Source organism: Shewanella sp. Isolate8 (assembly GCF_022398495.1).
GTDB lineage: Bacteria > Pseudomonadota > Gammaproteobacteria > Enterobacterales > Shewanellaceae > Shewanella > Shewanella aquimarina.
This window is the reverse complement of record NZ_JAKEVI010000004.1, coordinates 79,573-99,799: the sequence shown is the minus strand read 5'-3', so window position 1 is coordinate 99,799 and position 20,227 is coordinate 79,573. Positions and strand designations below refer to the sequence as shown.

Below are 20,227 nucleotides of genomic sequence, written 5' to 3'. Positions count from 1 at the left end.
CAGAGCCTAAGCAAAGCCTGTGCCAGCAGATGTTGACCGCCATGGGGGGATTGCCAAGTGGCGGTCATTTCGCGGCGCTCAGGTTTGGGGGCCTTAGTCGTGCCAGCGCTTGAAGATCAGTGAGGTGTTGATGCCGCCAAAGGCGAAGTTGTTGCTCATCACGTAGTCTGTGTCGAGCTGGCGAACCTCATCCTTGATGTAGTCCAGTTGACCACAGGCAGGATCGACATTCTTAAGGTTGAGGGTGGGGGCAAACCAGCCGGCATTCATCATCTCAATGCTGACCCAGGCCTCTAAAGCCCCGCATGCGCCCAGGGTATGGCCTGTGTAGCTCTTGAGGGAGGAGATGGGCATGCGCTCGCCAAAGACCGCCTGAGTGGCTAGGGTCTCGGCGATGTCGCCGCGATCCGTGGCAGTGCCATGGGCATTGACATAGCCTATCTTGTCGGCGTCTAGACCGGCATCCTTTAGGGCTAGGCGGATCGCCACCTCCATGGTCTCGGCGTTAGGCTGAGTGACATGCAGACCATCGGAATTAGTGCCGAAGCCGACCAGCTCGGCGTAGATCTTGGCGCCGCGCGCCTTGGCGTGTTCCAGCTCTTCCAGCACCAGTGTGCAGGCGCCTTCGCCGATCACCAGGCCGTCTCTGTCGCGATCGAAGGGGCTCGGCGTCTCGCTTGGCGTATCATTCTTGGTGCTGGTGGCAAACAGGGTATCGAATACCACGGCCTCGGTGGGGCAGAGCTCCTCGGCGCCGCCGGCCAACATGAGATCCTGCTGACCATATTTGATCGCCTCATAGGCGTAGCCTATGCCCTGACTGCCCGAGGTGCAGGCGCTGCTGGTGGTGTGCACCCGACCCTTGAGGCCGAAGAAGACACCGACGTTGACCGCAGTGGTATGGGCCATCATGCGGATATAGCTGGTGGCCGTGACCCCTGACATGTCGCCCTCTTTGAGCATGTCGCCGAAGGCGATGATGGGGTCTGTACTCCCTGTTGAGGAGCCGTAGGCGATGCCCATGGCGCCGGAAGTCACCAGGGGATCGTTTAGCAGGCCGGCATCCATCAGGGCCTTCTCGCTGGCCCAGGCCGCCATGACGGAGACGCGCCCCATGGAGCGTATCTTCTTGCGTGAATAGTGGGCCGGTTTTTCAAAATCTGTGACCGGCGCGGCCAGGCGGGTGTTGAGACCGTCGAACCTGTCCCACTCGTCTATGCGCTGCACACAGTTTTGCATCGTCTGCAGGCGCTGGGCGATGCTTGGCCAGTCGTGGCCCAGGGCGGTGACGCCGCCGGCGCCGGTGATCACTACGCGTCGAGTCTTGTTATTCATCAGATCATGCCACCGTTTACCGAGATCACCTGGCGGGTGATGTAGGCCGCGTCGTCAGACATGAGGAAGTTGGCCAGGCCGGCGATCTCCGAGGCCTTGCCCATGCGGCGTATAGGTACTAGCTCCTTGACCATCTCCTGGGGGAACGACTCCACCATGTCTGTCTCTATCAGCCCGGGGGCGATGCAGTTGACCGTGATCTTACGCTTGGCCAGCTCCAGGCTCAGGGCCTTGGTGGCGCCTATGATGCCCGCCTTGGAGGCGCTGTAGTTGACCTGGCCACGGTTACCCGCGATGCCTGAGACAGACGCCATGGTGATGATGCGACCACCCTGGCGTGACTGGATCATCGGCATGGTGCAGGGATGGATAACGTTGTAGAAGCCATCCAGGTTAGTGTGGATCACCCCGTCCCACTCCTCGTCGCTCATGGCAGGAAAGGCGGTATCCCGAGTGATCCCGGCGTTAAGCACCACGCCGTAGTAGGCGCCGTTTTCGGCGATATCGGCCTCGATGGCAGCCTTGACTCCGGCTCGATCGGCCACGTCGAACTGCAGGCGGCTCACCTTGGCGCCGAGCGCCTCGAGTTCGACCTGAGTCGCTTCGGCCGCCGCCTGGTTGCTGTGGAAATGCAGGGCAATATCATAGCCTGCCCCGGCCAGCTTGAGGGCGATGGCCTTGCCTATGCCGCGACTGGCACCTGTGATCAATACACGTTTGTTCATCTTGCTTTCTCTTCTTCTTTACCCGCCTGGCTCTCTAAGATATAGGCCTGGGTGTCCTGAGGCTGGAATACATTGACATTAGCCTCAGCCACAAGTTGATTGTTGTGGAATATTTTACAATCAAATACCGCCAGACCGTTATCTTCCTGATAGAGGCGGCTGACTCGTGTCTGATAACGCTCGCCGAGTCGGTAGGCGGGGATCGCGAATGTTAACTTGCGCGTGCCGAGCAGGAAGCCGACACGAATGGGTTCGCCTCGGGCGCTGGCCTCCAGGCCTGCGAGGGCGGCGATGCTCTGCGCCATATATTCTATGCCCACATAGTTGGGCACAGACTGGCTGGCAGCATCGAAATAGGCACTTTCTGCGCTTATGTTCACCTCGGTCAGCAGGGTATCTGGTGCCTGCTCGAGCAGCTTGTCGATCAAGATCATAGGTGCGCGGTGGGGCAGCACGGCATCCAGCGGGATCTCTGCCAGGGGAGTATTTAGCTGTGACATTGGCTGTGACTCAGATTCTGGTGTTAGTGGTGTAGACATTAGCCCTTGGCTCCTTTGCTGAAGATGACGCTGGCATTGCTGCCGCCAAAGGCAAAGGAGTTACTCATCACATAGTCGAGCGCTTGAGTCTGCCCCTGTGATACGAAGGGCAGCGCCGGATTGTCATCATCCCACAGGCCGTCTCCCACCTGGGGCGGCAGCCCGTTATCTAGATTGAGATCCGAGAGAAGCAGCAGGCTGAAGGCCGCCTCCAGGGCACCGGCAGCGCCGAGGGCATGGCCTGTCAGCGGCTTGGTAGAGCTTACCGGCGGCAGTTGGTCGCCAAATACCTTAAGCAGGGCACGGCTCTCCATGGCATCGTTTTTCATGGTCGCCGTACCGTGAAGGTTGATGTAGCCCACCTGAGATGGTGCTATCTCTGCGTCCTTGAGGGCCATCTCTATGGCGACCACGGCGCCATCTCCCTCGGGGTGGGGCGATGATATATGGTGCGCATCGCTGGATTCGCCTACGCCCGCCAACATCCAATTGGCCTCGCCTAGGGTGAGGGTAAATAGCGCGGCGCCCTCGCCGATATTGATGCCATCGCGATTACGGCTAAAGGGTTGGCAGTGGGTCTTGGAGACAGATTCCAGCGAGTGAAAACCGTTCAGGGTCAATTTACACAGGCTGTCGGCGCCGCCGACGATCACCATGTCGCAGACGTTGGCTTCTAGCAGGCGTTTGGCGCTGGCGAATACCTTGGCGCTGGAGGAGCAGGCGGTAGAAACCGTGTAGCATGGGCCTGAGAGCTCGAAATAATGCTGCAGAAAGTCGCAGCTGTTACCCAGCTCCTGCTTGGAATAGAGGTAATCGCCTGGCAGCACCCCGTGTTCGGCGCGGTAGGCCAACGCCTTCTCGCCCCTGGCGATGCCCGAGGTGCTGGTGCCTAATACGATGCCGATACGAGCGACACCATATTGTGTCTTGGCAGCCTCTACCGTGGGGGCGATCTGCTCCGCGGCACGCTGTAGCAACTGGTTGTTACGACAGTCGAATCTCTGTAGGTCAGGCGCTATCTCAGGCAACTCTGTGGTGACCATGCCCACCAATACCCGGCTGTCGGGGATCAGATCGTCACGCCACCGCATGCCCTGGGTATCGCCATCGAGCAAGTGGCGCAAGACTGTGTGGGGATCGTCTCCCAGCGGGGTACATAATCCTAGGTGGGTGATAGCTATCTTTGTCATAGTGTCCGTTCTTATGGCTATTAAGCGCTTGTTTACTCTAGCGGCTGGATGTTCAGCGTCAGTTGTGCCTGGCGAAACTCCAGCGTTACCTCGGCTGCCCAGGGCTGTGCTTGGCTATAGCGGATATCCATTATGGTCTCGCCATCGCTAGCATATAATCTTCTGCAATAGGCTGCATCACAGGTGTGGTCGGTCAGTGCCGCCCCCTGTAAATGGCGATTTACATCGCCCGGTTGCCAGTATATCAATTGCAGCAGCCCAAGGAGATACTCGGCCTTAAATTGCTCCCCCAATAAGACGCTCTGCTCGCTGGTGAGTTGCTGGCCGTCATAGGTGAGGGTAAACAGTGGCTGGCCCAGTGGTGCCAGCCCTACTAAGGTAAGCGAGTCTGGCGTCAGATCCAGCTGGCTGAGCAGCTGATGCCTGGACTGTTTCACCTTGAGTTTCACCAGCTGACTCTGGCTGACCGGCGTCGATGCTGGCAGGGGGGCCAGGCAATAGTCGACTCCCTCAGCCAGGGCCATACAGGTCTGCCTGTCTAGCTTTTGGGCGCAGGCACTCAGCATGAGCGCCATGCAGATGAAGAGACTCGCCCTTAACGGCATAGCTCGACCACCATGTTGAGGCGACGCTCAGACTCGGCGACAAACGGGTTGCTCTCGTCCCAAGCGTAGCCCGCTAGGATAGAACAGATCATCTGTTTAATCTTAGGGTTAGGGTCCTGATAGAAGATCACATCCTGGAAGCGACCATCATACCAGGCCTGCACATAGGTTCTGAAGGTATCGACGCCGCGCATCAGCGGCTGGGCATATTCTGTCTGCCAGTCGACCACCTGACCATTGAGTTGTCTCACGACACATTTAGCCGCAATTGAGGCTGATTGCATCGCGATAGTCACGCCTGAGGAGAACACGGGATCGAGAAACTCGCCGGCGTTGCCCAGCAGGGCAAATTTATCGTTAGCCAGGGTGCTGACATTAGCCGAGTAGCCCTCTAGCTTGGCGGGTGTGCGTACTATCTCGGCGCGACTGAGCAGCTGCTTGAGGCGCGGCTCTTCCCGCACCAGGCGCATTAATACAGTCTCGAGATTTGTGGCCTCTAGATCGGCATCTTCGCCCAGCAGGTGAGGCTCGCCCACCACACCCAGCGAGCAGCGACCGTTGCTGAAGGGGATCAGCCAATACCAGATGTCGCGATTATCCGGGTGAACGCTGATCAGGATCTTGTTGCGATCGAACTGATAGTCGCCCATGTCGACGCTGTCGATATTGTCCTGGATATGGGTAAATATCGCGGTGCGGCTGGGCAGGTTAGAAGGACGCTCAAGGTCCAGTAGCCTGGGGAGTACCCTACCGAAGCCGCTGGCGTCCAGCAGGTAGTCGGCGCTCAGCTCATAGCTTTGCCCCTGCTCGTCGCTGATGGTGAGCCTGGGCTGTTGGCTCAGATCCACGGCATCGACACGCTGGCCATAGCGGATCTCGACCCCTTGGCTGACGGCAGTGTCGGCGAGTAGCTTATCGAAGTCGCCACGCTCGACCTGAAAGGTGGTGCCCGGCCCAGGGGTGAACTTGTCGGTAAAGTCGAAGTAGGTCGAGCGGCCATTGGCGTTGAAGGCCGCACCGTTCTTGAATTGATACCCCGCCTGATTGACGGCATCGAGCATATCGGCCTCGGCAATCACCTGCATGCAGCAGGGCAGTAGGCTCTCGCCGATGGAGAAGCGGGGGAAGTGCTGCTTCTCCAAGACTAAGACACGCTTACCCTGTTGATGCAGCAGGCTGGCGGCAACGCTGCCCGAGGGGCCCGCACCTATCACTATCACATCATAATGGTCCGTATGAGCGGCTTTTTGCGCGAAAGGGGTCACTTATCAATCCTTGTTAATGTGTGAATAAAGGGGGAAAGCATGAAGGTGAGGCCTATCCCCAGGAGTAATGTCAGGCCGAAATAGTGGATGGCTGGTGTCTGGCTGAAGGCCAGCAGACCGAAGGCCATGAGGGTCGAACAGGCGGACATGAATACCGCCATCATCACGCCTTCGCCTCTATGGCTCTCGGCGAAAAACAGGCTGTAGTCGACGCCTATACCGAACACCAAGATCAGTGCCAGAGCATGAAACAGGGTGAGTGGCGAGCCGGCTAATCCCAGTCCTGCCAGGGTGAGCAGCGCCGCCAGGGCGGGCACGGCTGTGATCCATAGGGCCATCTTGAGGCCGAAGCGCAGCGAGAAGATGAGTCCGGCAACCAGGAGTGCCAGCGCCAGCAGGCTCAGGGTTAGGCTGCGATACTTGGCCATCACATCCGAGATATCCTGCACCTTGTCCACCAGGCTGACACCATCTAAGGGGGTGATTGCACGGGTCAAGGTGCCGAGGTTTTTGATGCCACCCAATAAGACAATAGCGCCGTAGGCATCTGAATCGGGTGTCTTTATCTGGGTTTGAGTATCAGTTCCACGCGATAGCCCAAGTGATAGCTCTGGTGACAACTTGGACGACAACTCGGGTGCCAACCATAGCGGCGCGAACAGCTCGCCCGCCTTATCGGCGAAGAAATTGTCTGGGGTAATCACCTCATTGGCGCTGGCCTCGAAGCTTGCCATCAGGACTGGAGCTAAGTCGTCGTCCAGTCCCAGGCGCGCTAACACCTGGGGCAGCTTGTGATAGATCTCCCCCTGCAGGCGATAGGCCTCTTGCTGGCTTGCCTGACTGGGCAGGTAGCGGGCCAGATTAATCGAGTTACCCAGCACGCCCTGGTGTTGCAGTGAGTTGAGCGTCGGCGTAAGTGCCTCAAGCCGTGTCAGCAGCGCCTCCGGGGTCTCGGCTCTTACCAGGATAAATTGGTTATCTGTGCCGCCGCTCATCACCTGGCGCAGCCTTTCCTCACTCTGGGTGACGCTCAATGGACTCTGCTGCAGGGCGCGAATATCATCGTTTACCTCAAGCTTATTCAGGCCCATCACGGTCACAAGCAGCAGACCAAGGGCGATGACTACGCCCTTGATGCCGCGCATGGGCCGCGCGATGAGCTGCATGGCATTGAGGTAACGCGCCGCTAAGCTTAGTGCGCGCTCGCCCGGTGTCATGGCGCCGTTGGCAAGCTTAGGATAGGCGAAGATCAGCGTCAGATAGGCGCCCAGGAGGCCGGCGGCACAAAATACCGCGACCTGCTGCATGCCGGGAAACGGCGTTAAGCCTATGGCCAGGTAGGCGATGACAGTGGTCAGCAGCGCCAGGCTGGCCGCCGGAAAGACCCGGGTGACGGCCGAAGTCGCGGTATTAGTGGCGGTATTGGTCTCGGCCTGCCTATCTTTATTGGCATCGTTTTTCTGTGCCTGCAGCCGCTCACAGTAGAAGTGAAAGCTGTAGTCGATGGCGATGCCGATCAGGCTGGTGCCGAATACCAGAGTGAGCAGATGAACTTGAGTGAAGATCCACAGGGTCGCGCCCAGGGCAAACAGCAGGCTGGTGGCTATGGTCAGGGCGGCGATGGTGAGCGGCATGATAGAGCGAAATGCCAGCCATACCAGCAGGATAACGCCGATCAGCGAGGCAAGCCCCAGGCTGGACACCTCTTGTTTCGCCTGCTTGGTCGCCGCCGCGGCATGAAACAGGGCGCCGCCGCGTAGCACGTTCACGTTTTGTTCTGTCCCGAGATTTTGCTGCATCTGGGCTATTGACTCTTCAAGCCGGGCGAGCTGAAGTTCCTGCGCCTTAGGGTTGAAGGCGCTGCCGACTCCCTGGGCCATGACGATGGCAACACTGCGCTTTTGCCCATCTGGACCAGGTGTCGCTTCCTGGCCAACCAGAATGCCGTCGACAACCTTGAGGCGACGCTGGGGCGAGAGCTGTTTCAGCAGCTCTGGGTAGAGTAGCAGGGGGTCCTGGCTCAGCAACTGGCTGTTGGCGTAGCCGAAGGCATTGTAGAGTTGAGCTAGCGTATTAGCCTCTAACTTGGCTAATTGTCCACTCTCTAACAGGGCTCTCTGCTGCGCGGTAAGCAGGTGAAAGCGATAGGGAAAATAGAAGCGGTTGAGGGCCTGTGCGCCCTGCATGTCAGCGCTTTGAACCTGGGTAAAGGCCTCGGGTGCGGCCTGCAGCGAGGCGAGTAAAGCCTTAGCCCCGGAGACGGCGCTGGCCTGATCTGGGCTGACGACGCCAAGATAGATACGATTGGCCAGCTGTTGCTCGACTCTGTCTATCGCCTTCTGGGTGAGGAGATCTTCCTGGATCTTGGGGAGCATGGCCAGGATGTCGCTCTGCACCCCGGCGCCGCGGCTCAGCGCCTGGGCGGCCAGCAGCGCCATGGCGGCCAGCAGCACCAACCAGATAACCAGGCGGGTATTGACAGAGAGGCGACCCAGGCGGTCGCTGAGGTTGAGGATCATTTAGCCTCTGTCGCGGGGCGAGGGGCGGCGTCGAGTTTAAAATAGGCCTGCTCCTCCGCCGTCAGCGGACGTTGCGCCAGGGCGTTAAATTCGATCACGCTGAGATCGCCGCGGCTATCTAACAGGCTGAGAGACTCTAGCTGCTCGCTTCCCTGTAGCACTATGTGTGGCATCGCCTGTTTGATGAGAGGGTCTATCGGCTCCAAGCCTAACTGCCAGCACTCTGCTTGCTGTATCAGGTGCAGGGTAAACTGCGCCTCCAGGGGGGCGAGATCGCCGCCTAGCAGCGCGCTCATCAGGTTAGGCATCATCTGCGCCATGGCACCCGCCTGAGGATTGTCATCGGCGTGGCTCACCTGACGGTTGCCATCGGCATCTATCTGCACCAGGGTGTTTTGCGTCAGCACCAGGCCAGAGGGAAAGGGCGCTGTCTGTAGCCAGGCGATCCCCAGTTTGTCCTGAAACAGGAACTCGCCGCGGCTCACCAGCGGCTTCTTCAGCACCTTTAGGTAGCGGGACTGGGTAAACTCACCTTTTGCCGACTCACCGCCGCCAAGGCGGGTTACCAGCTTGGATAGGGTTGTATTGTCTGCTGGTGCTTTAAAAAGTGCCTCGTAGTCGGTTGATTGTTCTGCGTGAGTTACGAAACTAACGAGGCCCAGGCAGAACATTGGACAAAACAGCAGGCAAAACAGGCCGGTCTTAGCGATGCGGTGAAGGCTAGTGATGCGGTGAAGCAAAGAGGTCATCATGCCAGCGCCTCACTTGGCAGCAGGTGGGCAATCTTGTCTCTGAAACAATCCGGGGTGACCAGGCAGAGTTCCTTAGTGTCCATCTCGACAGCTGCCTGTACGGTATAACCCTTGGTCAGGCGCTGGTTAGTCTCGGCGTCGCGCACCTGATAGGTGATCTTGAGGCGATTTTCCCATTCCACTAGGCTGGCTATTACTTTGACCTTCTGCTCGAAGGTGCTGGCCTGCACATATTTTATCTGCAGATCGATAATGGGCCAGGCATAGCCGGAGGCCTGCATCTTGCGGTAGCCGTAGTCTATCTCGTCCAGCAGCTGACAGCGGGCTATCTCGAAATACCTGAGATAGTTACCGTGCCAGGTGATCCCCATGGAGTCGACGTCGTGGAAGGGGATGACCATCTCCATCTCTGTGGTGAGCAGTGCCTTCATCTCGCGCCTCCTAGTGACACACTTCCCACAGTCCCTGCTGGATCTTGTCGACCGTCTGCCTAAGCACGGTCTCTAGGGGTCTGTCTTCGGTGAGCAGTTCAAAGTCGGCGCTGATCTGATCGAGTGTCTTGGCGACAGAGGTGGTCAGCGAGGCATGACACAGCTCGCCCTGGGCGATACGCAAGTGAATGCCCTGGGTCATGGCCAGCAGCGCAGCCGCGGCCACCTGTTCGGTGAGCTGCAACACGCGCATACAGTCGCGGGCGGCGATAGTGCCCATGCTCACCTTGTCCTGGTTGTGACATTCGGTGGAGCGCGAGAAGACGCTGGCAGGCATGGTGTTCTTCAGTGCCTCGGCGGTCCAGGCCGATACGCCTATCTGCACCGCCTTGAAGCCGTGATTGATCGCCTTGCGGCTGCCCTGAGCACCCGAGAGGTTGGCGGGCAGGCCGTTGTTAAATTTAGGGTCCATTACCAATGCCATCTGGCGGTCAATCAGATCGGCAATATTGGCGATGGCGTTCTTCATCGAGTCCATCACGAAGCCGATGTGACCACCGTAGAAGTGGCCGCCGTGGAGCACGTGTTCACCCTCGCCGTCGACGATAGGGTTGTCATTGGCGCTATTGAGTTCGGTCTCGATAAATTGGCGCATGAAGGGCAGCGCATCTTGCAGCACGCCTATGATGTGCGGCGCGCAGCGGATCGAGTATCTGTCCTGCAGGCGGTCTGAGTTGCGCGGGTGCTCGTGGTGGTTGAGGTCTTCCCGTATCCAGGCCGCTACCTGATTTTGGCCAGGATGTGGCTTGGCCGCAAACAGGATATTGTCGAAATGGTTAGAGTTACCCTTGAGAGTCAGGGACGCCATGGCGGTGATTCGGCTGGCCAGACGGTTCAGGTATTGGGCCCTGTCGTAGGCAAGACAGGCCAGCGCCGTCATCACCGCGGTGCCGTTCATCAGAGCTAGCCCCTCCTTGGGGCGAAGGGTCAGCGGCGTGATGTTTAGCTCACTGTATACCTCTGCGGTAGCGCGACGCTTGCCTTGGTAGATCACCTCGCGCTCGCCCACTAGCACGGCGGCCAGATAGGAGAGGGGGGTGAGATCGCCGCTGGCGCCCACTGAGCCTTCTTCCGGGATCACCGGGGTGATGCCTAGGTTAAGCAGGGTCTCGATACGCTTGAGCAGCTCATAGCTGACCCCAGATTTACCCACGGCCAGCGAGCTTAGACGGCACGCCATCACGGCCCTAGCCTGCATGACGGAGAGAATGTTACCCATGCCACAGCCGTGGAAGCGTGACAGATGCAGCGGCAGTTCGTGCACCAGATCCAGTCCCACGGTGACGGTACAGGAGTCGCCGTAGCCCGTGGTGACGCCATAAACCACGCCCTCTTCGGCCAGCAGGCTGTCGATAAAGCGGGCACCTTTCTGGATATATTCCTGATAGTCGGCGCTCTCCTTGAGCTGGGCTTTGGCGCCCTTGGCGATGGCAACGACCTCCTCGAGATTGAGATTACGCTGGCCAAATTCGACCAGGGTGGCGGAGGCGGGGGATTGAGTCGTCTGTGTCATCTATTTCTCTGTCCTATTGGGCGTGTGAGGCTTGGCCTCGCGCAGGAGTTCATCGTCCTTGCGCCAAAAATCGAAAAAGTTAAACCATTGCAGCGGTGCACGGCGGGCGTAGTGTTCAAGACGCTCGGCGTAACGATTTACCGCCTCCTGCAGCCTCTCCATGCGGCCGGCACGCGGCCCCTTGAGAGTATCGGCAAAGTGTTCTACGTGGACGCGGTAGCGGCCGTTTTCTCTGAGGCAGAACATCAAATAAACCGGGCAATCCAGCAGGCTGGCGAGGATGAAGGGGCCTTGTGGGAAAGGCGCTTCCTTACCCATGAAGGGGGCGTACAGTACCCGCCCCTCGCTGCTGGTGGAGGTGCGATCGCCGGCGATCACCACGAGTTCCCCCTGCTCTATCTTCTGCTGCAGCAACATAGAGGTGCTGGGGCCCAGTTCGGTCACCTGAATCAGGTTCAGCGCGCTATTGGGGTTGAGCTGTTTGAGCACCCGATTGAAGTTCTCTGCGTTCTGGGTCAGCACCATCACATTGACCTTCACCTTGCGTTGGTGAATCGAGATGGCGCGGCATAGCTCAAGGTTGCCCAGGTGAGAGACCAGCAGTACGGCGCCCTGGCCCTGTGCCAGCGGCTTGGCCAGTACCTCGCGGTCGGGGAAGTCGACCTGGCTGAGTTTGATGCGATCGCACCAGGCGTCGATACGATCCAGCGCCGCATTACCGAAGGCGATAAAGTGCTTGAGGCTATGACGCCAGTTTATCTCGCCCTGGAGATCGGGATGCTTGGGCTCGAGTCGCTGCACCTGACGCAGGAATGTCTGGCTGGCGCGCCGCGCCGTGCTGCCTGTTGCGAAGAAATAGCAGATCACCGGATACATGATGGCGCGGCATAGCCAGTGGCCACCTAATTTATAACTGGTGGCCAACAACTTAATGCCCCAGTAACTGCCGCGCTCGCCCATGCGAGACCAGTGTTTCACCTCCTTGGGGCGGCTACGTTTATGACGCAGCAGCTGAGGAACACGTCTTAACATGCCGAAGAAGAGCTTGCTGTGCATGGCGGAGATGCGCACATTGTCTTTGAAGCCCTGGAAGTGGCTGGTGCCATCTTCCGGGTAGATCACCCTTGTCGGCAGGTGCTTCACCTCGACGCCCTGCCAGTAGAGCTTGACCAACACCTCGATATCGAAGTCCATGCGCTCGCCCAGTGCCTCGTTGAGAAACAGCTGCTCGGTGGCGGCCAGAGGGTAGACGCGAAAACCGCACATGGAGTCTCGAATATCCAGGCTCAGGGTCTCGACCCAGACCCAAAAGTGGGTGAGGTAACGGCCATAGAGGCGTCCCTTGGGTACTGACTCATCGTATTGCGGCAGGCCTGAGATCAGCGCCTGGGGCTGAGCCTTAGCCGTCTCTATCATCTTAGGAATATCGTCAAGATCGTGCTGACCGTCGGCGTCCACCTGCAGCGCATGGCTAAAACCATCGGCATAGGCGGCCCTGAGCCCCGTCATCACCGCCGCGCCCTTGCCCCGGTTGAAGGGATGATGCAGCAGTCGCACCCAGTCGTGCTGCGCCGCCAGCTGGCACAGCAGGTGACGGGTCTCGTCGTCGCTGCCGTCGTTGACTAGATAACAGGTCAGTCCCAAGGGTTCCAGGCGTGCCAGGGTGGCCTTGATCGCCTGGCGATGGTTGTAGTTGGGGATGACCAACGCCAGTTGCATCAGCCTCTCTCCTCAGTATCGTTCGGCGTCAGGCAGATACGGCCCGATCCGAAGCGCTGATCGTCCTGATAGTAGGCGAAGGTGAGCTTGTGCTTGGCGCGATTGAGGCTAACCTTAAGCTGCACCTCGCTACCCGGCAGGATCAGCTGTTGAAATTTAAGCACCTCAAGGCTCTGCACCTGGGGCGCGTAGCCGAACTCGACAGCGCCTAGCTGTACCGCCCAATCTAGTTGAGTCACACCAGGGAGCACCGCCTGCTCGGGAAAGTGGCCCTCGAAATAGGGCAGGTCGGCGTCGATGCGCAGTTGCCATTCGACACCATCTTCCAGGCTGCGCTTGGCCAAGATGGGGGGGAGGTTTGACTTAATCATGTGTAAACAACTCCAACAGATCCTTGTGGATACGCTTGCCCTGGGTGTTGAGTGGCAGCTCGGCAGGATAACGCCAGCGTCTGGGCAGGGTGACTCGCTCGAACTGACTCAACAGATGCTGTTTGAGGGCGTTGTTGACCGCTAACTTGCCTTCCTGGGCCAACAATGTTTTGCCCTCGAAAGATAGGCTGATGGCGGCGCCCAGGCTTACCCTAGGTTGCTCCAGTACCACAAGCGCGGCCTGATCCACCAAGGGGTGGCTCTCCAGCAATGCCTCCATCTGTACCAGCGAAAGGCGCTTCTCCTCAATCTTGACGATGCGGTCCAGTCGTCCCTGCAACACAAACTCGCCGGGGGCGATAAGCTGTATCTTGTCGTCACACCTGAGCCAGTCTTGGCTTTCCAGGTAGGGGGATTTGAGCCAGAGCGCACCATCCTGGGGATCTTGCTTGATCTCGTGGGTGGCAAAGGCGCGCCAGCTCTGCTGATTGTCTTGCTGACGACGATAGGCGATGCCACCGGTTTCCGTGCTGCCAAAGACCTCGATGGGCGGCTTGCCATAGCAGTGGGCGATGGCATTGGCGGCCTCAAGGCTCAGCGGGCCGCCAGAGCTGAAGATCAGGCTGGGCGCGCGCAGCTGCGGCTGATGCTCCAGGGCATCGGGCAGACGCGACAGCTGCGCCGGGCTGCTGATCAGGCAGAGGTTAGGGAACAGGTTGGCGTAATAGGTCAGGGTCTCGGGGTACTCCACCAGATCGCTGAGGAAGGGGCGGCTGGCGGCTAGGGGCCAGAGTACCTTAAACAGCAGGCCGTAGATGTGCTGATGGGAGACGGTGGCGATCACGCTGCATTGGGGCAGGTGATTGGCAAAGGTCTGTTCCAGCACCGTCACCTCGGCATCGAGCTGATCCAGCGTCTTAGTGATCGCCTTGGGCTGACCACTGGAGCCAGAGGTGTAGAGAATGAGCTCGCCAAAGGTCTGGCTGGTCGGCCAGGGCCCAGGATGTTTAAGATCCTTATGCAGGGCGACATAGTCTTTGGCCTCGCACAGAGGACGGTCTGCCAGTACGGCATCGAACTCATGGGTGAGCTCGCTCAGGGTGCCGCCCTGGGTGTTGGCGGGCAGGATAAGCTGCTTGCCCGCCAGCAGGCCGGCGCAAAGGCCCACCGCAAACAGGTCGCTGCTGTCGCAGGCCAATAACCAGCGCTTCGCCTCATGTTGGCTCAGGGCCTCGAAGATGGCGGCCACCTGGGCGGTAAAGGCCTCACCCGTCAGGATATCGTGGTGATTGAAGCTGATAAGCTGCTGGCTCGCCGGCCCATGCTTGAGCCAATGTTTGAGTAGGGCTGTCATGACTTTTTCAACCAGAAGGTGCGATATAACCATTCTCCGCCGAGCAGCGCACCGATCAGCAGATAGGCGATAAATCCATTATAGAGGGTCCAGGTCGCCAGGCTAGTGGCGCTGGCGGTGTAGAGTGCCATGCTACCGTTGAAGATAAACAGTCCACACCAGATCTGGGTGACCTTACGCAGGTAAGGGATCGCCTCTTCGGGCAGATCCGGCTCCTTTAACCTGGCAAGACGTTCTATCATGGTGGGACCATGCTTGAGCGAGTAGGCAAACAGCGCCAACATGCTCAGGTTGATCACCACGGGATAGTAGAGCAGCCAGGCGTTCTGTTTCGCCAAGTAGCTGCCTGCAGTCAGGAAGATGCCCACGACTATGGGCAGCATCATAGACCTTATCTGTTGCCTCTGTAGTGCCAGCCTCAGCAGCAGTATGCTGCACAGGGCGAGGGCTATTACGCCCGGCGGCAAATAGTTCAGGCCGAAGTAGACGGCTAGGGGATACCCCAGCACGACCAGGCCGGTGACTAGTTGCAGGAACAGGCGCATTACTGCTTCACTAGGCCTTCGATGGCCGTGACGACGTCGTCGACGGTACGTACGGCTTTAAACTCGTCGGGCTGGATCTTCTTGCCCGTGAGTTGCTGTAGCTTAATCACCAGATCCACCGCATCTATGCTGTCGAGATCCAACTCTTGATACAGTGACGCCTCTGGGGTGATGTCGTCGGCATCGATTTCAAACTCATCCACCAGGATCTGAGTCAGCATCTGAAGAATTTGCTCACGATTTTGCATGCTGCCTCCTAACCGCGCTGAGATTCGATGAAGCTTGCCAGGCTGGCAACGCTGTAGAAGTGGGCCTTGGTGGCTTCAGAGTTCGCTTCGATCTTGACGTCGAACTGCTTCTTGATGGCCAGTCCCAGCTCTAGTGCATCGATAGAGTCAAGCCCAAGACCGTCGCCAAATAGCGGCGCATCGGTATCGATATCTTCGATACTGACGTCTTCGAGATCCAGGCAATCTATGATGAGTTGTTTAATTTCGTTTTGTAAGCTCATAATTTTTATCAAGTTGTTGTTTATAATATTCTTCGAGATCCCGCGTCAACTGACGGGCCATCTTGGCGTCTCCACCCGTTTGAGCATGATACCTGATATGCTCGATAGTTTCGCCTACTTCGACATTCATGCCTATGGTTTGGCGAGGTATCTCATACCAGGGTTCCTGCTTGGTCAGGCCGACCGCATTGGTTCTTAATACCACGGGGATTAGATCGGTATCGGTGCGCAGGGCGATATTGGCCGCGCCCCGGGCAAATTCGTTGACTATCTGGCCCTTAAGGGTACGGGTGCCCTCGGGGAAGATGATCATATTGCTGCCCTGCGCCAGTACCTCGCTGCAATCCTTGAGCAGGAGATCGGCGCCGCGATTGGGAATATAACCGGCCGCCGACACCACACCGCGCAGAAAGGGGTTGCGCCACAAGCCTTGTTTGACGATACAGCCGACATTAGGCATCAGGCTGATCAAGACCACCACGTCGACCAGCGTCGGGTGGTTGGCGATAATCACCTTGCCCTGGGCGCTTGCCAGTCTTTCAAGATGTTGGGTGGTGACCCGAATCACTCCGGCCCAGGTGAGCATATGCACGAAGCCGCGAAACATCAGGTGCACCGCGCGCTGCACCCGGGCGATACGAACCTCTCTGGTGCCTGGCCAGAACCTCAGCAGGGGCAATATGGTCAGCGAGCTTAGCAGGCCGCCTAGTCCGAAGGCGATATAACAGCTCACCCCACCCAGCCAGCGAGGAATATAGGCGATGCCGGTCAGGCGCTTGGCAACCACCTGGCTAGTCATGACAGATCCGCAGCAGATAGCGGTTGAGACGGCCTTCGAGCGGCTGCTTGGCGGCGATGGCGTGAATAAGCTGGCCAAAGCCTATGGCTGGTGCCTCGGCCAATTCGCTGGCCGAAGGGCTGGTCTCTATGAGTAGTTGAGTGCCAGCAGGCGCTTCCTTGGCGAGCGACAGCTGCAGGGCCAGGGCGATTGGCAGTTCTGGCTCCTTGGTAAATTCTTTGTAGATGTCCGAGACGGGCTCGTCGCCGAAGACCAACAGCAGCGGCGCGTTATCTTCTGCCAGCTGGCCATATGCCTCGATAAGCGCCTGAGAAAGCGTGAACTCACCGGCCGCTATCGATGTAGAGGGTGCACGGTTGTCAGTCAGTATGCTGAAGATGCCGCTGGCGGTGTTGTGCACTGACTGGCTAAAGCCGATGGGCGAAATGGGTTGCTGGCGCACTATGTCCTGCAGCAGATCGACCGTGCGGTTAAGTTCGCCATGGCGGGAGGCAAAGATGGTACGGCTTTGGGGCGGCACTTCGCATTGAAAGGCGACATCCAGCAGCATCTTAGTGAGCTTACTAAAGCGTCGCCTTTGCATGGCGGGCACTTGCTTGAGTGCCGGGGCGGCCTGAGCGAGCTGCTCGGTATCCGTCGGCGGCGTTGGCCATGTCTGCCAATCCCGCAGCTGCTGGTATAGGGGAGACCAGGCGCCCGCAGAATGAATGTGAAAGTGTAACCGCACTACTTTGCCTCTAAATACAGCGATTTGCTGATGTTTTCCTTAACCAGAAACTGAGCCACAAGAGAGATTTGTGGGGCGGCTATTGTACACCCTTTGACGGGTGACATAAATATGTGATTGTTCTGTTAGTGATTACTGAGAAGATAGAGGAGGAAGTCGCCCGCCATGAGGCGGGCGATCTTGGGCTTAAGGCTGTTTGAGCTGCTTCTTGAGCTTACGCAGGGCGGCTTTGACCTTCTTGCTGTTTTCCGGTCCCATGCGGATCATCAGCTTCTGGGCATTGGGCAGGCTCTCGAGCTTAGGGTCGACAAACTTATAGTTTACGCTGACGCTGTCCAGCTCAATCGGTGCGTCGATAATCGGGGCGGATAACATGACGTCGATCGCCTCTATCATGCGGTCATCGAAATTCATGTCGGGATAACCTAACTCGGCGAAGGCCTCGCCTAGCAGAGGCTTCACCTTTTTATAGGTGCTGAAAAGCTGTTCTTCGTCCAGGTTATCGACAAAGTTCGCATAGAGATCATACCTATGGTAGCTGTCGGGATTGAGGTAGGTCTTATCTGTCACCTCGGAGACGGTAAACTTGCTGTTAGGCGCCTTGAGCGGGCTCACCTTGCGGGCCAGCTCGCCCTGGGCCAGGTTGTCGACGAACACCACGAAGTGCCTGACGATATCTTTCTCGACCAGCAGCGGATCTATCTTCATGCCGTTGGCGACGTCGACCGTCTTGTCGTGGACAAATTGATCGCTCTCGGCCAGTGTAGGCAGGGCCTCCACCGTCTCGATTGGTGCCTCTTCAACCTGAGCTTCAGGCTCGGGCGCCAGGTTTTCGGGTTCTGGCAGCGCCGCATCCGTCGGTAAGGGCTGCTCTGGCTCGGGTTCCGGCAGGGTCACAGGGGCGGGCATCTCTGGCTCGGGTGCGGGCTCGTCGCCACCGAGGAAGTAGTAGGCGCCACCGGCGAGCAGCAGCAATATGACGACCACGGCAATGCTGAGCGCATTGATCCCGCTGCGCGATTCCTGTGGGGCAATTCTATCTTCTTGACTGACTTGCATGAGATTTCCTTGAATTGTGGCTGGAGTAAGCCCTGTGACCACAGAGGCCTCTTTCCATTCTGCAAAATTCACCGGGCTTGTCTAGGGGCGGCCAGTGAAATAAAAAATATTTAATTGTTAGCCGAGTTAGGCCTGCACGTATTGCTGGCGCTCCCCTAACCAACGCAGCACTATGGCGTCAACGTTTTCCGGCACCTCTTGCATCACATGCTGCGCCAGTTTCTGTATGTGAGGAATGAGGGCCTGATCCCGCACTAAGTCCGCTATCTTCATGTCGGCGATACCTGTCTGCTTGGTGCCTAAGACCTCACCCGGTCCGCGGATCTCGAGATCTTTCTGGGCGATCACGAAGCCGTCGTTGCTGTCTCTAAGCACCCCCAGGCGCTGGGTGGCGGTATGGGAAAGCGGCGCCTTGTAGAGCAGCACACAGTGGCTGGCCACGGCGCCACGGCCGACACGCCCCCGCAACTGATGTAGTTGGGCCAGACCCAGGCGCTCGGGGTTTTCGATGATCATCAGGCTGGCATTGGGCACATCGACCCCTACCTCGATCACTGTGGTGGCCACCAGTAGCTGTATGCTGCCGGCCTTAAAGGCGTCCATGATCGCCTGTTTCTCAGTGGGTTTCATGCGGCCATGCACCAGGCCGATGGAGAGCTCGGGCAGTAGCTGTTTAAGCTCTTCGGCCGTGTCTTCGGCGGCCTGACATTCCAGCACCTCGGATTCTTCGATCAGGGTACAGACCCAGTAGGCCTGACGCCCATCTTGCAGCGCGGCCCGGCGCACGCGATCGATCACCTCACCGCGGCGATTGTCTGAGATGGCGACCGTGGTCACCGGCGTGCGCCCCGGCGGCAGCTCGTCGATGATGGAGGTATCGAGATCCGCATAGGCGGTCATCGCCAGGGTGCGGGGGATAGGGGTTGCCGTCATGATCAGCTGATGTGGGTGGAAGCTCTGGCTGATCCCTTTCTCTCGCAGCCCCAGGCGTTGATGCACCCCGAACCTGTGCTGCTCATCGATGATGATCAACGCCAGGCGATTGAATTCGACCTGCTCCTGAAAGATGGCGTGGGTGCCGATGACGATATGGGCCTCGCCGCTCTTGATCTGTGCCAGCGACTGAGTGCGGGCCTTGCCCTTGAGCTTACCCGCCAGCCAGCCAACGGTGAGGCCCAGAGGCTCAAACCAGGCGCTAAAGTTGTTGGCGTGCTGCTCGGCGAGCAATTCGGTGGGCGCCATCATGGCCACCTGATAGCCGCTCTCTATCGCCTGCAGCGCCGCCAGCGCCGCCACCAGTGTCTTGCCCGAGCCCACATCTCCCTGCACCAGCCGCATCATGGGGTGTGACTTGCCGAGATCTTGGGTGATATCGGCAACCACCCGCTGCTGGGCGCCCGTGGGCTTGAAGGGTAAGAAGGTGAGGAAGGGGTTGAGCAATTGCCCAGTGGGCTGCATCGCGATGGCCTTATCATGATTGCTGCGGGCCCTGAGCTGTAACATGCTCAGGTTGTGGGCCAGCAGCTCCTCCTGGATCAGCCTTTGCTGTGCCGGATGTGTGCCCTGCTCTAGGGCAAAGGGGCTGACCTCGCTCGGGGGCCTGTGCAGCAGCTGCAGCGCGTCGACCAATGAGAGCTGATTGGGCCTCAGCTGAGGTGGTAGCAGTTCGGTCAGGGCACCATGGGCCAGCAGGGCGAGGGCCTGATCTGTCAAACGGATCCAGCTGGCCTGCTTGAGCCCCTCCGTGGTCGGGTAGATAGGTGTCAGGGTATCGCTGAGGCTGAAGTCGCTCTCGCCGTGGAGCATCTTGTATTCCGGGTGGATGATCTCCCGGTGAAGCTTGCCCCGGCGCACCTCGCCATAGGCCCGAATGCGCTCGCCCTCTTCGAGGCCGTTACGCATGGCGGCGGAGAAGTTGAAGAAGCGCAGGGTTATGGTGCCCGAGTCGTCGCGCACAGTACAGGTGAGCATGCGCTTGCGTCCCTGAACGATCTGGGTCGACTGTATGACGCCCTCTATGGTGCCGTAGCTACCTGGATAGAGGGAGGCGATAGGATAGATCTGGGTACGATCTTCGTAGCGCAGCGGCAGGTGAAACAGCAGATCTTGGACTGTGTTGATGCCGAGCTTTTCCAGCCGCTGCGCCATCTTGGCGGCAACGCCCTTTAACTCTGTCACCGCCATGAGATCGAGTCTATCCACGCTTTG

General features: G+C 58.6%; 20 protein-coding genes. All 20 read right to left on the bottom strand.

Going from position 1 to position 20,227, the window contains the following annotated elements:
• Positions 1-93: 93 nt before the first annotated feature.
• The gene (locus L1D43_RS16760) at positions 94-1,335 is read right to left on the bottom strand and encodes a beta-ketoacyl-ACP synthase (protein ID WP_239853384.1); all 1,242 of its coding nucleotides are present in this window, start codon (positions 1,333-1,335) and stop codon (positions 94-96) included.
• Positions 1,335-2,060 (bottom strand): 3-ketoacyl-ACP reductase FabG2, encoded by a 726-nt coding sequence (locus L1D43_RS16755; RefSeq protein WP_239853382.1) that lies wholly within the window; start codon positions 2,058-2,060, stop codon positions 1,335-1,337. The genes L1D43_RS16760 and L1D43_RS16755 overlap by 1 nt, the downstream gene beginning before the upstream one ends.
• On the bottom strand, positions 2,057-2,560 hold the full coding sequence (locus L1D43_RS16750; protein WP_239853778.1) for a hotdog family protein: 504 nt from the start codon (positions 2,558-2,560) through the stop codon (positions 2,057-2,059). Before L1D43_RS16750 ends, L1D43_RS16755 begins: the two co-directional genes overlap by 4 nt.
• A 38-nt stretch (positions 2,561-2,598) precedes the next feature.
• The gene (locus tag L1D43_RS16745) at positions 2,599-3,789 is read right to left on the bottom strand and encodes a beta-ketoacyl-[acyl-carrier-protein] synthase family protein (protein ID WP_239853381.1); all 1,191 of its coding nucleotides are present in this window, start codon (positions 3,787-3,789) and stop codon (positions 2,599-2,601) included.
• Between the two features lie 32 nt (positions 3,790-3,821).
• On the bottom strand, positions 3,822-4,394 hold the full coding sequence (locus L1D43_RS16740; RefSeq protein WP_239853379.1) for a DUF3261 domain-containing protein: 573 nt from the start codon (positions 4,392-4,394) through the stop codon (positions 3,822-3,824).
• The gene (locus tag L1D43_RS16735) at positions 4,385-5,659 is read right to left on the bottom strand and encodes an NAD(P)/FAD-dependent oxidoreductase (protein WP_239853378.1); all 1,275 of its coding nucleotides are present in this window, start codon (positions 5,657-5,659) and stop codon (positions 4,385-4,387) included. Before L1D43_RS16735 ends, L1D43_RS16740 begins: the two co-directional genes overlap by 10 nt.
• Positions 5,656-8,178, bottom strand: coding sequence for an MMPL family transporter (locus L1D43_RS16730; RefSeq protein ID WP_239853377.1), 2,523 nt, complete (start codon positions 8,176-8,178; stop codon positions 5,656-5,658). Before L1D43_RS16730 ends, L1D43_RS16735 begins: the two co-directional genes overlap by 4 nt.
• Entirely contained in the window at positions 8,175-8,930 is a 756-nt protein-coding gene (locus L1D43_RS16725) for an outer membrane lipoprotein carrier protein LolA (protein ID WP_239853376.1), read from the bottom strand. Before L1D43_RS16725 ends, L1D43_RS16730 begins: the two co-directional genes overlap by 4 nt.
• Positions 8,927-9,361: an acyl-CoA thioesterase gene (locus L1D43_RS16720; protein WP_239853375.1), complete on the bottom strand. Its 435-nt coding sequence runs from the start codon at positions 9,359-9,361 to the stop codon at positions 8,927-8,929. The genes L1D43_RS16725 and L1D43_RS16720 overlap by 4 nt, the downstream gene beginning before the upstream one ends.
• 10 nt (positions 9,362-9,371) lie before the next feature.
• On the bottom strand, positions 9,372-10,934 hold the full coding sequence (locus L1D43_RS16715) for an aromatic amino acid ammonia-lyase (RefSeq protein WP_239853374.1): 1,563 nt from the start codon (positions 10,932-10,934) through the stop codon (positions 9,372-9,374).
• A complete protein-coding gene (locus tag L1D43_RS16710) occupies positions 10,935-12,653 on the bottom strand; it encodes a glycosyltransferase family 2 protein (RefSeq protein ID WP_239853373.1) in 1,719 nt (572 codons plus the stop codon).
• Entirely contained in the window at positions 12,653-13,024 is a 372-nt protein-coding gene (locus L1D43_RS16705; RefSeq protein ID WP_239853371.1) for a thioester dehydrase, read from the bottom strand. The genes L1D43_RS16710 and L1D43_RS16705 overlap by 1 nt, the downstream gene beginning before the upstream one ends.
• The gene (locus L1D43_RS16700) at positions 13,017-14,378 is read right to left on the bottom strand and encodes an AMP-binding protein (protein ID WP_239853369.1); all 1,362 of its coding nucleotides are present in this window, start codon (positions 14,376-14,378) and stop codon (positions 13,017-13,019) included. Before L1D43_RS16700 ends, L1D43_RS16705 begins: the two co-directional genes overlap by 8 nt.
• Positions 14,375-14,923 carry a hypothetical protein gene (locus tag L1D43_RS16695; protein WP_239853368.1) on the bottom strand — a complete coding sequence of 183 codons (549 nt, stop codon included), beginning with the start codon at positions 14,921-14,923 and terminating at the stop codon, positions 14,375-14,377. Before L1D43_RS16695 ends, L1D43_RS16700 begins: the two co-directional genes overlap by 4 nt.
• Positions 14,923-15,171 carry an acyl carrier protein gene (locus L1D43_RS16690; RefSeq protein ID WP_011867307.1) on the bottom strand — a complete coding sequence of 83 codons (249 nt, stop codon included), beginning with the start codon at positions 15,169-15,171 and terminating at the stop codon, positions 14,923-14,925. The genes L1D43_RS16695 and L1D43_RS16690 overlap by 1 nt, the downstream gene beginning before the upstream one ends.
• Before the next feature lie 8 nt (positions 15,172-15,179).
• Complete coding sequence (locus L1D43_RS16685) at positions 15,180-15,434, bottom strand: phosphopantetheine-binding protein (RefSeq protein WP_239853366.1); 255 nt, start codon at positions 15,432-15,434, stop codon at positions 15,180-15,182.
• Positions 15,412-16,233, bottom strand: coding sequence for a lysophospholipid acyltransferase family protein (locus tag L1D43_RS16680; protein ID WP_239853364.1), 822 nt, complete (start codon positions 16,231-16,233; stop codon positions 15,412-15,414). Before L1D43_RS16680 ends, L1D43_RS16685 begins: the two co-directional genes overlap by 23 nt.
• Positions 16,226-16,960: a beta-ketoacyl synthase chain length factor gene (locus L1D43_RS16675; RefSeq protein ID WP_239853362.1), complete on the bottom strand. Its 735-nt coding sequence runs from the start codon at positions 16,958-16,960 to the stop codon at positions 16,226-16,228. Before L1D43_RS16675 ends, L1D43_RS16680 begins: the two co-directional genes overlap by 8 nt.
• Positions 16,961-17,146: 186 nt before the next feature.
• Entirely contained in the window at positions 17,147-18,019 is an 873-nt protein-coding gene (locus tag L1D43_RS16670) for a DUF3014 domain-containing protein (protein ID WP_239853360.1), read from the bottom strand.
• A gap of 126 nt (positions 18,020-18,145) precedes the next feature.
• Positions 18,146-20,221, bottom strand: a complete 2,076-nt coding sequence (recG, locus tag L1D43_RS16665) for an ATP-dependent DNA helicase RecG (RefSeq protein WP_239853358.1) — start codon at positions 20,219-20,221, stop codon at positions 18,146-18,148.
• Between the last annotated feature and the right edge of the window lie 6 nt (positions 20,222-20,227).

Excerpts from the sequence above, each read along its gene's own strand:
- L1D43_RS16760 (WP_239853384.1), bottom strand. The coding sequence starts at position 1,335 with ATGAATAACAAGACTCGACGCGTAGTGATCACCGGCGCCGGCGGCGTC.
- L1D43_RS16755 (WP_239853382.1), bottom strand. The coding sequence starts at position 2,060 with ATGAACAAACGTGTATTGATCACAGGTGCCAGTCGCGGCATAGGCAAG.
- L1D43_RS16750 (WP_239853778.1), bottom strand. The coding sequence starts at position 2,560 with ATGTCACAGCTAAATACTCCCCTGGCAGAGATCCCGCTGGATGCCGTG.
- L1D43_RS16745 (WP_239853381.1), bottom strand. The coding sequence starts at position 3,789 with ATGACAAAGATAGCTATCACCCACCTAGGATTATGTACCCCGCTGGGA.
- L1D43_RS16740 (WP_239853379.1), bottom strand. The coding sequence starts at position 4,394 with ATGCCGTTAAGGGCGAGTCTCTTCATCTGCATGGCGCTCATGCTGAGT.
- L1D43_RS16730 (WP_239853377.1), bottom strand. The coding sequence starts at position 8,178 with ATGATCCTCAACCTCAGCGACCGCCTGGGTCGCCTCTCTGTCAATACC.
- L1D43_RS16725 (WP_239853376.1), bottom strand. The coding sequence starts at position 8,930 with ATGATGACCTCTTTGCTTCACCGCATCACTAGCCTTCACCGCATCGCT.
- L1D43_RS16720 (WP_239853375.1), bottom strand. The coding sequence starts at position 9,361 with ATGAAGGCACTGCTCACCACAGAGATGGAGATGGTCATCCCCTTCCAC.
- L1D43_RS16715 (WP_239853374.1), bottom strand. The coding sequence starts at position 10,934 with ATGACACAGACGACTCAATCCCCCGCCTCCGCCACCCTGGTCGAATTT.
- L1D43_RS16710 (WP_239853373.1), bottom strand. The coding sequence starts at position 12,653 with ATGCAACTGGCGTTGGTCATCCCCAACTACAACCATCGCCAGGCGATC.
- L1D43_RS16705 (WP_239853371.1), bottom strand. The coding sequence starts at position 13,024 with ATGATTAAGTCAAACCTCCCCCCCATCTTGGCCAAGCGCAGCCTGGAA.
- L1D43_RS16700 (WP_239853369.1), bottom strand. The coding sequence starts at position 14,378 with ATGACAGCCCTACTCAAACATTGGCTCAAGCATGGGCCGGCGAGCCAG.
- L1D43_RS16695 (WP_239853368.1), bottom strand. The coding sequence starts at position 14,923 with ATGCGCCTGTTCCTGCAACTAGTCACCGGCCTGGTCGTGCTGGGGTAT.
- L1D43_RS16690 (WP_011867307.1), bottom strand. The coding sequence starts at position 15,171 with ATGCAAAATCGTGAGCAAATTCTTCAGATGCTGACTCAGATCCTGGTG.
- L1D43_RS16685 (WP_239853366.1), bottom strand. The coding sequence starts at position 15,434 with ATGAGCTTACAAAACGAAATTAAACAACTCATCATAGATTGCCTGGAT.
- L1D43_RS16680 (WP_239853364.1), bottom strand. The coding sequence starts at position 16,233 with ATGACTAGCCAGGTGGTTGCCAAGCGCCTGACCGGCATCGCCTATATT.
- L1D43_RS16670 (WP_239853360.1), bottom strand. The coding sequence starts at position 18,019 with ATGCAAGTCAGTCAAGAAGATAGAATTGCCCCACAGGAATCGCGCAGC.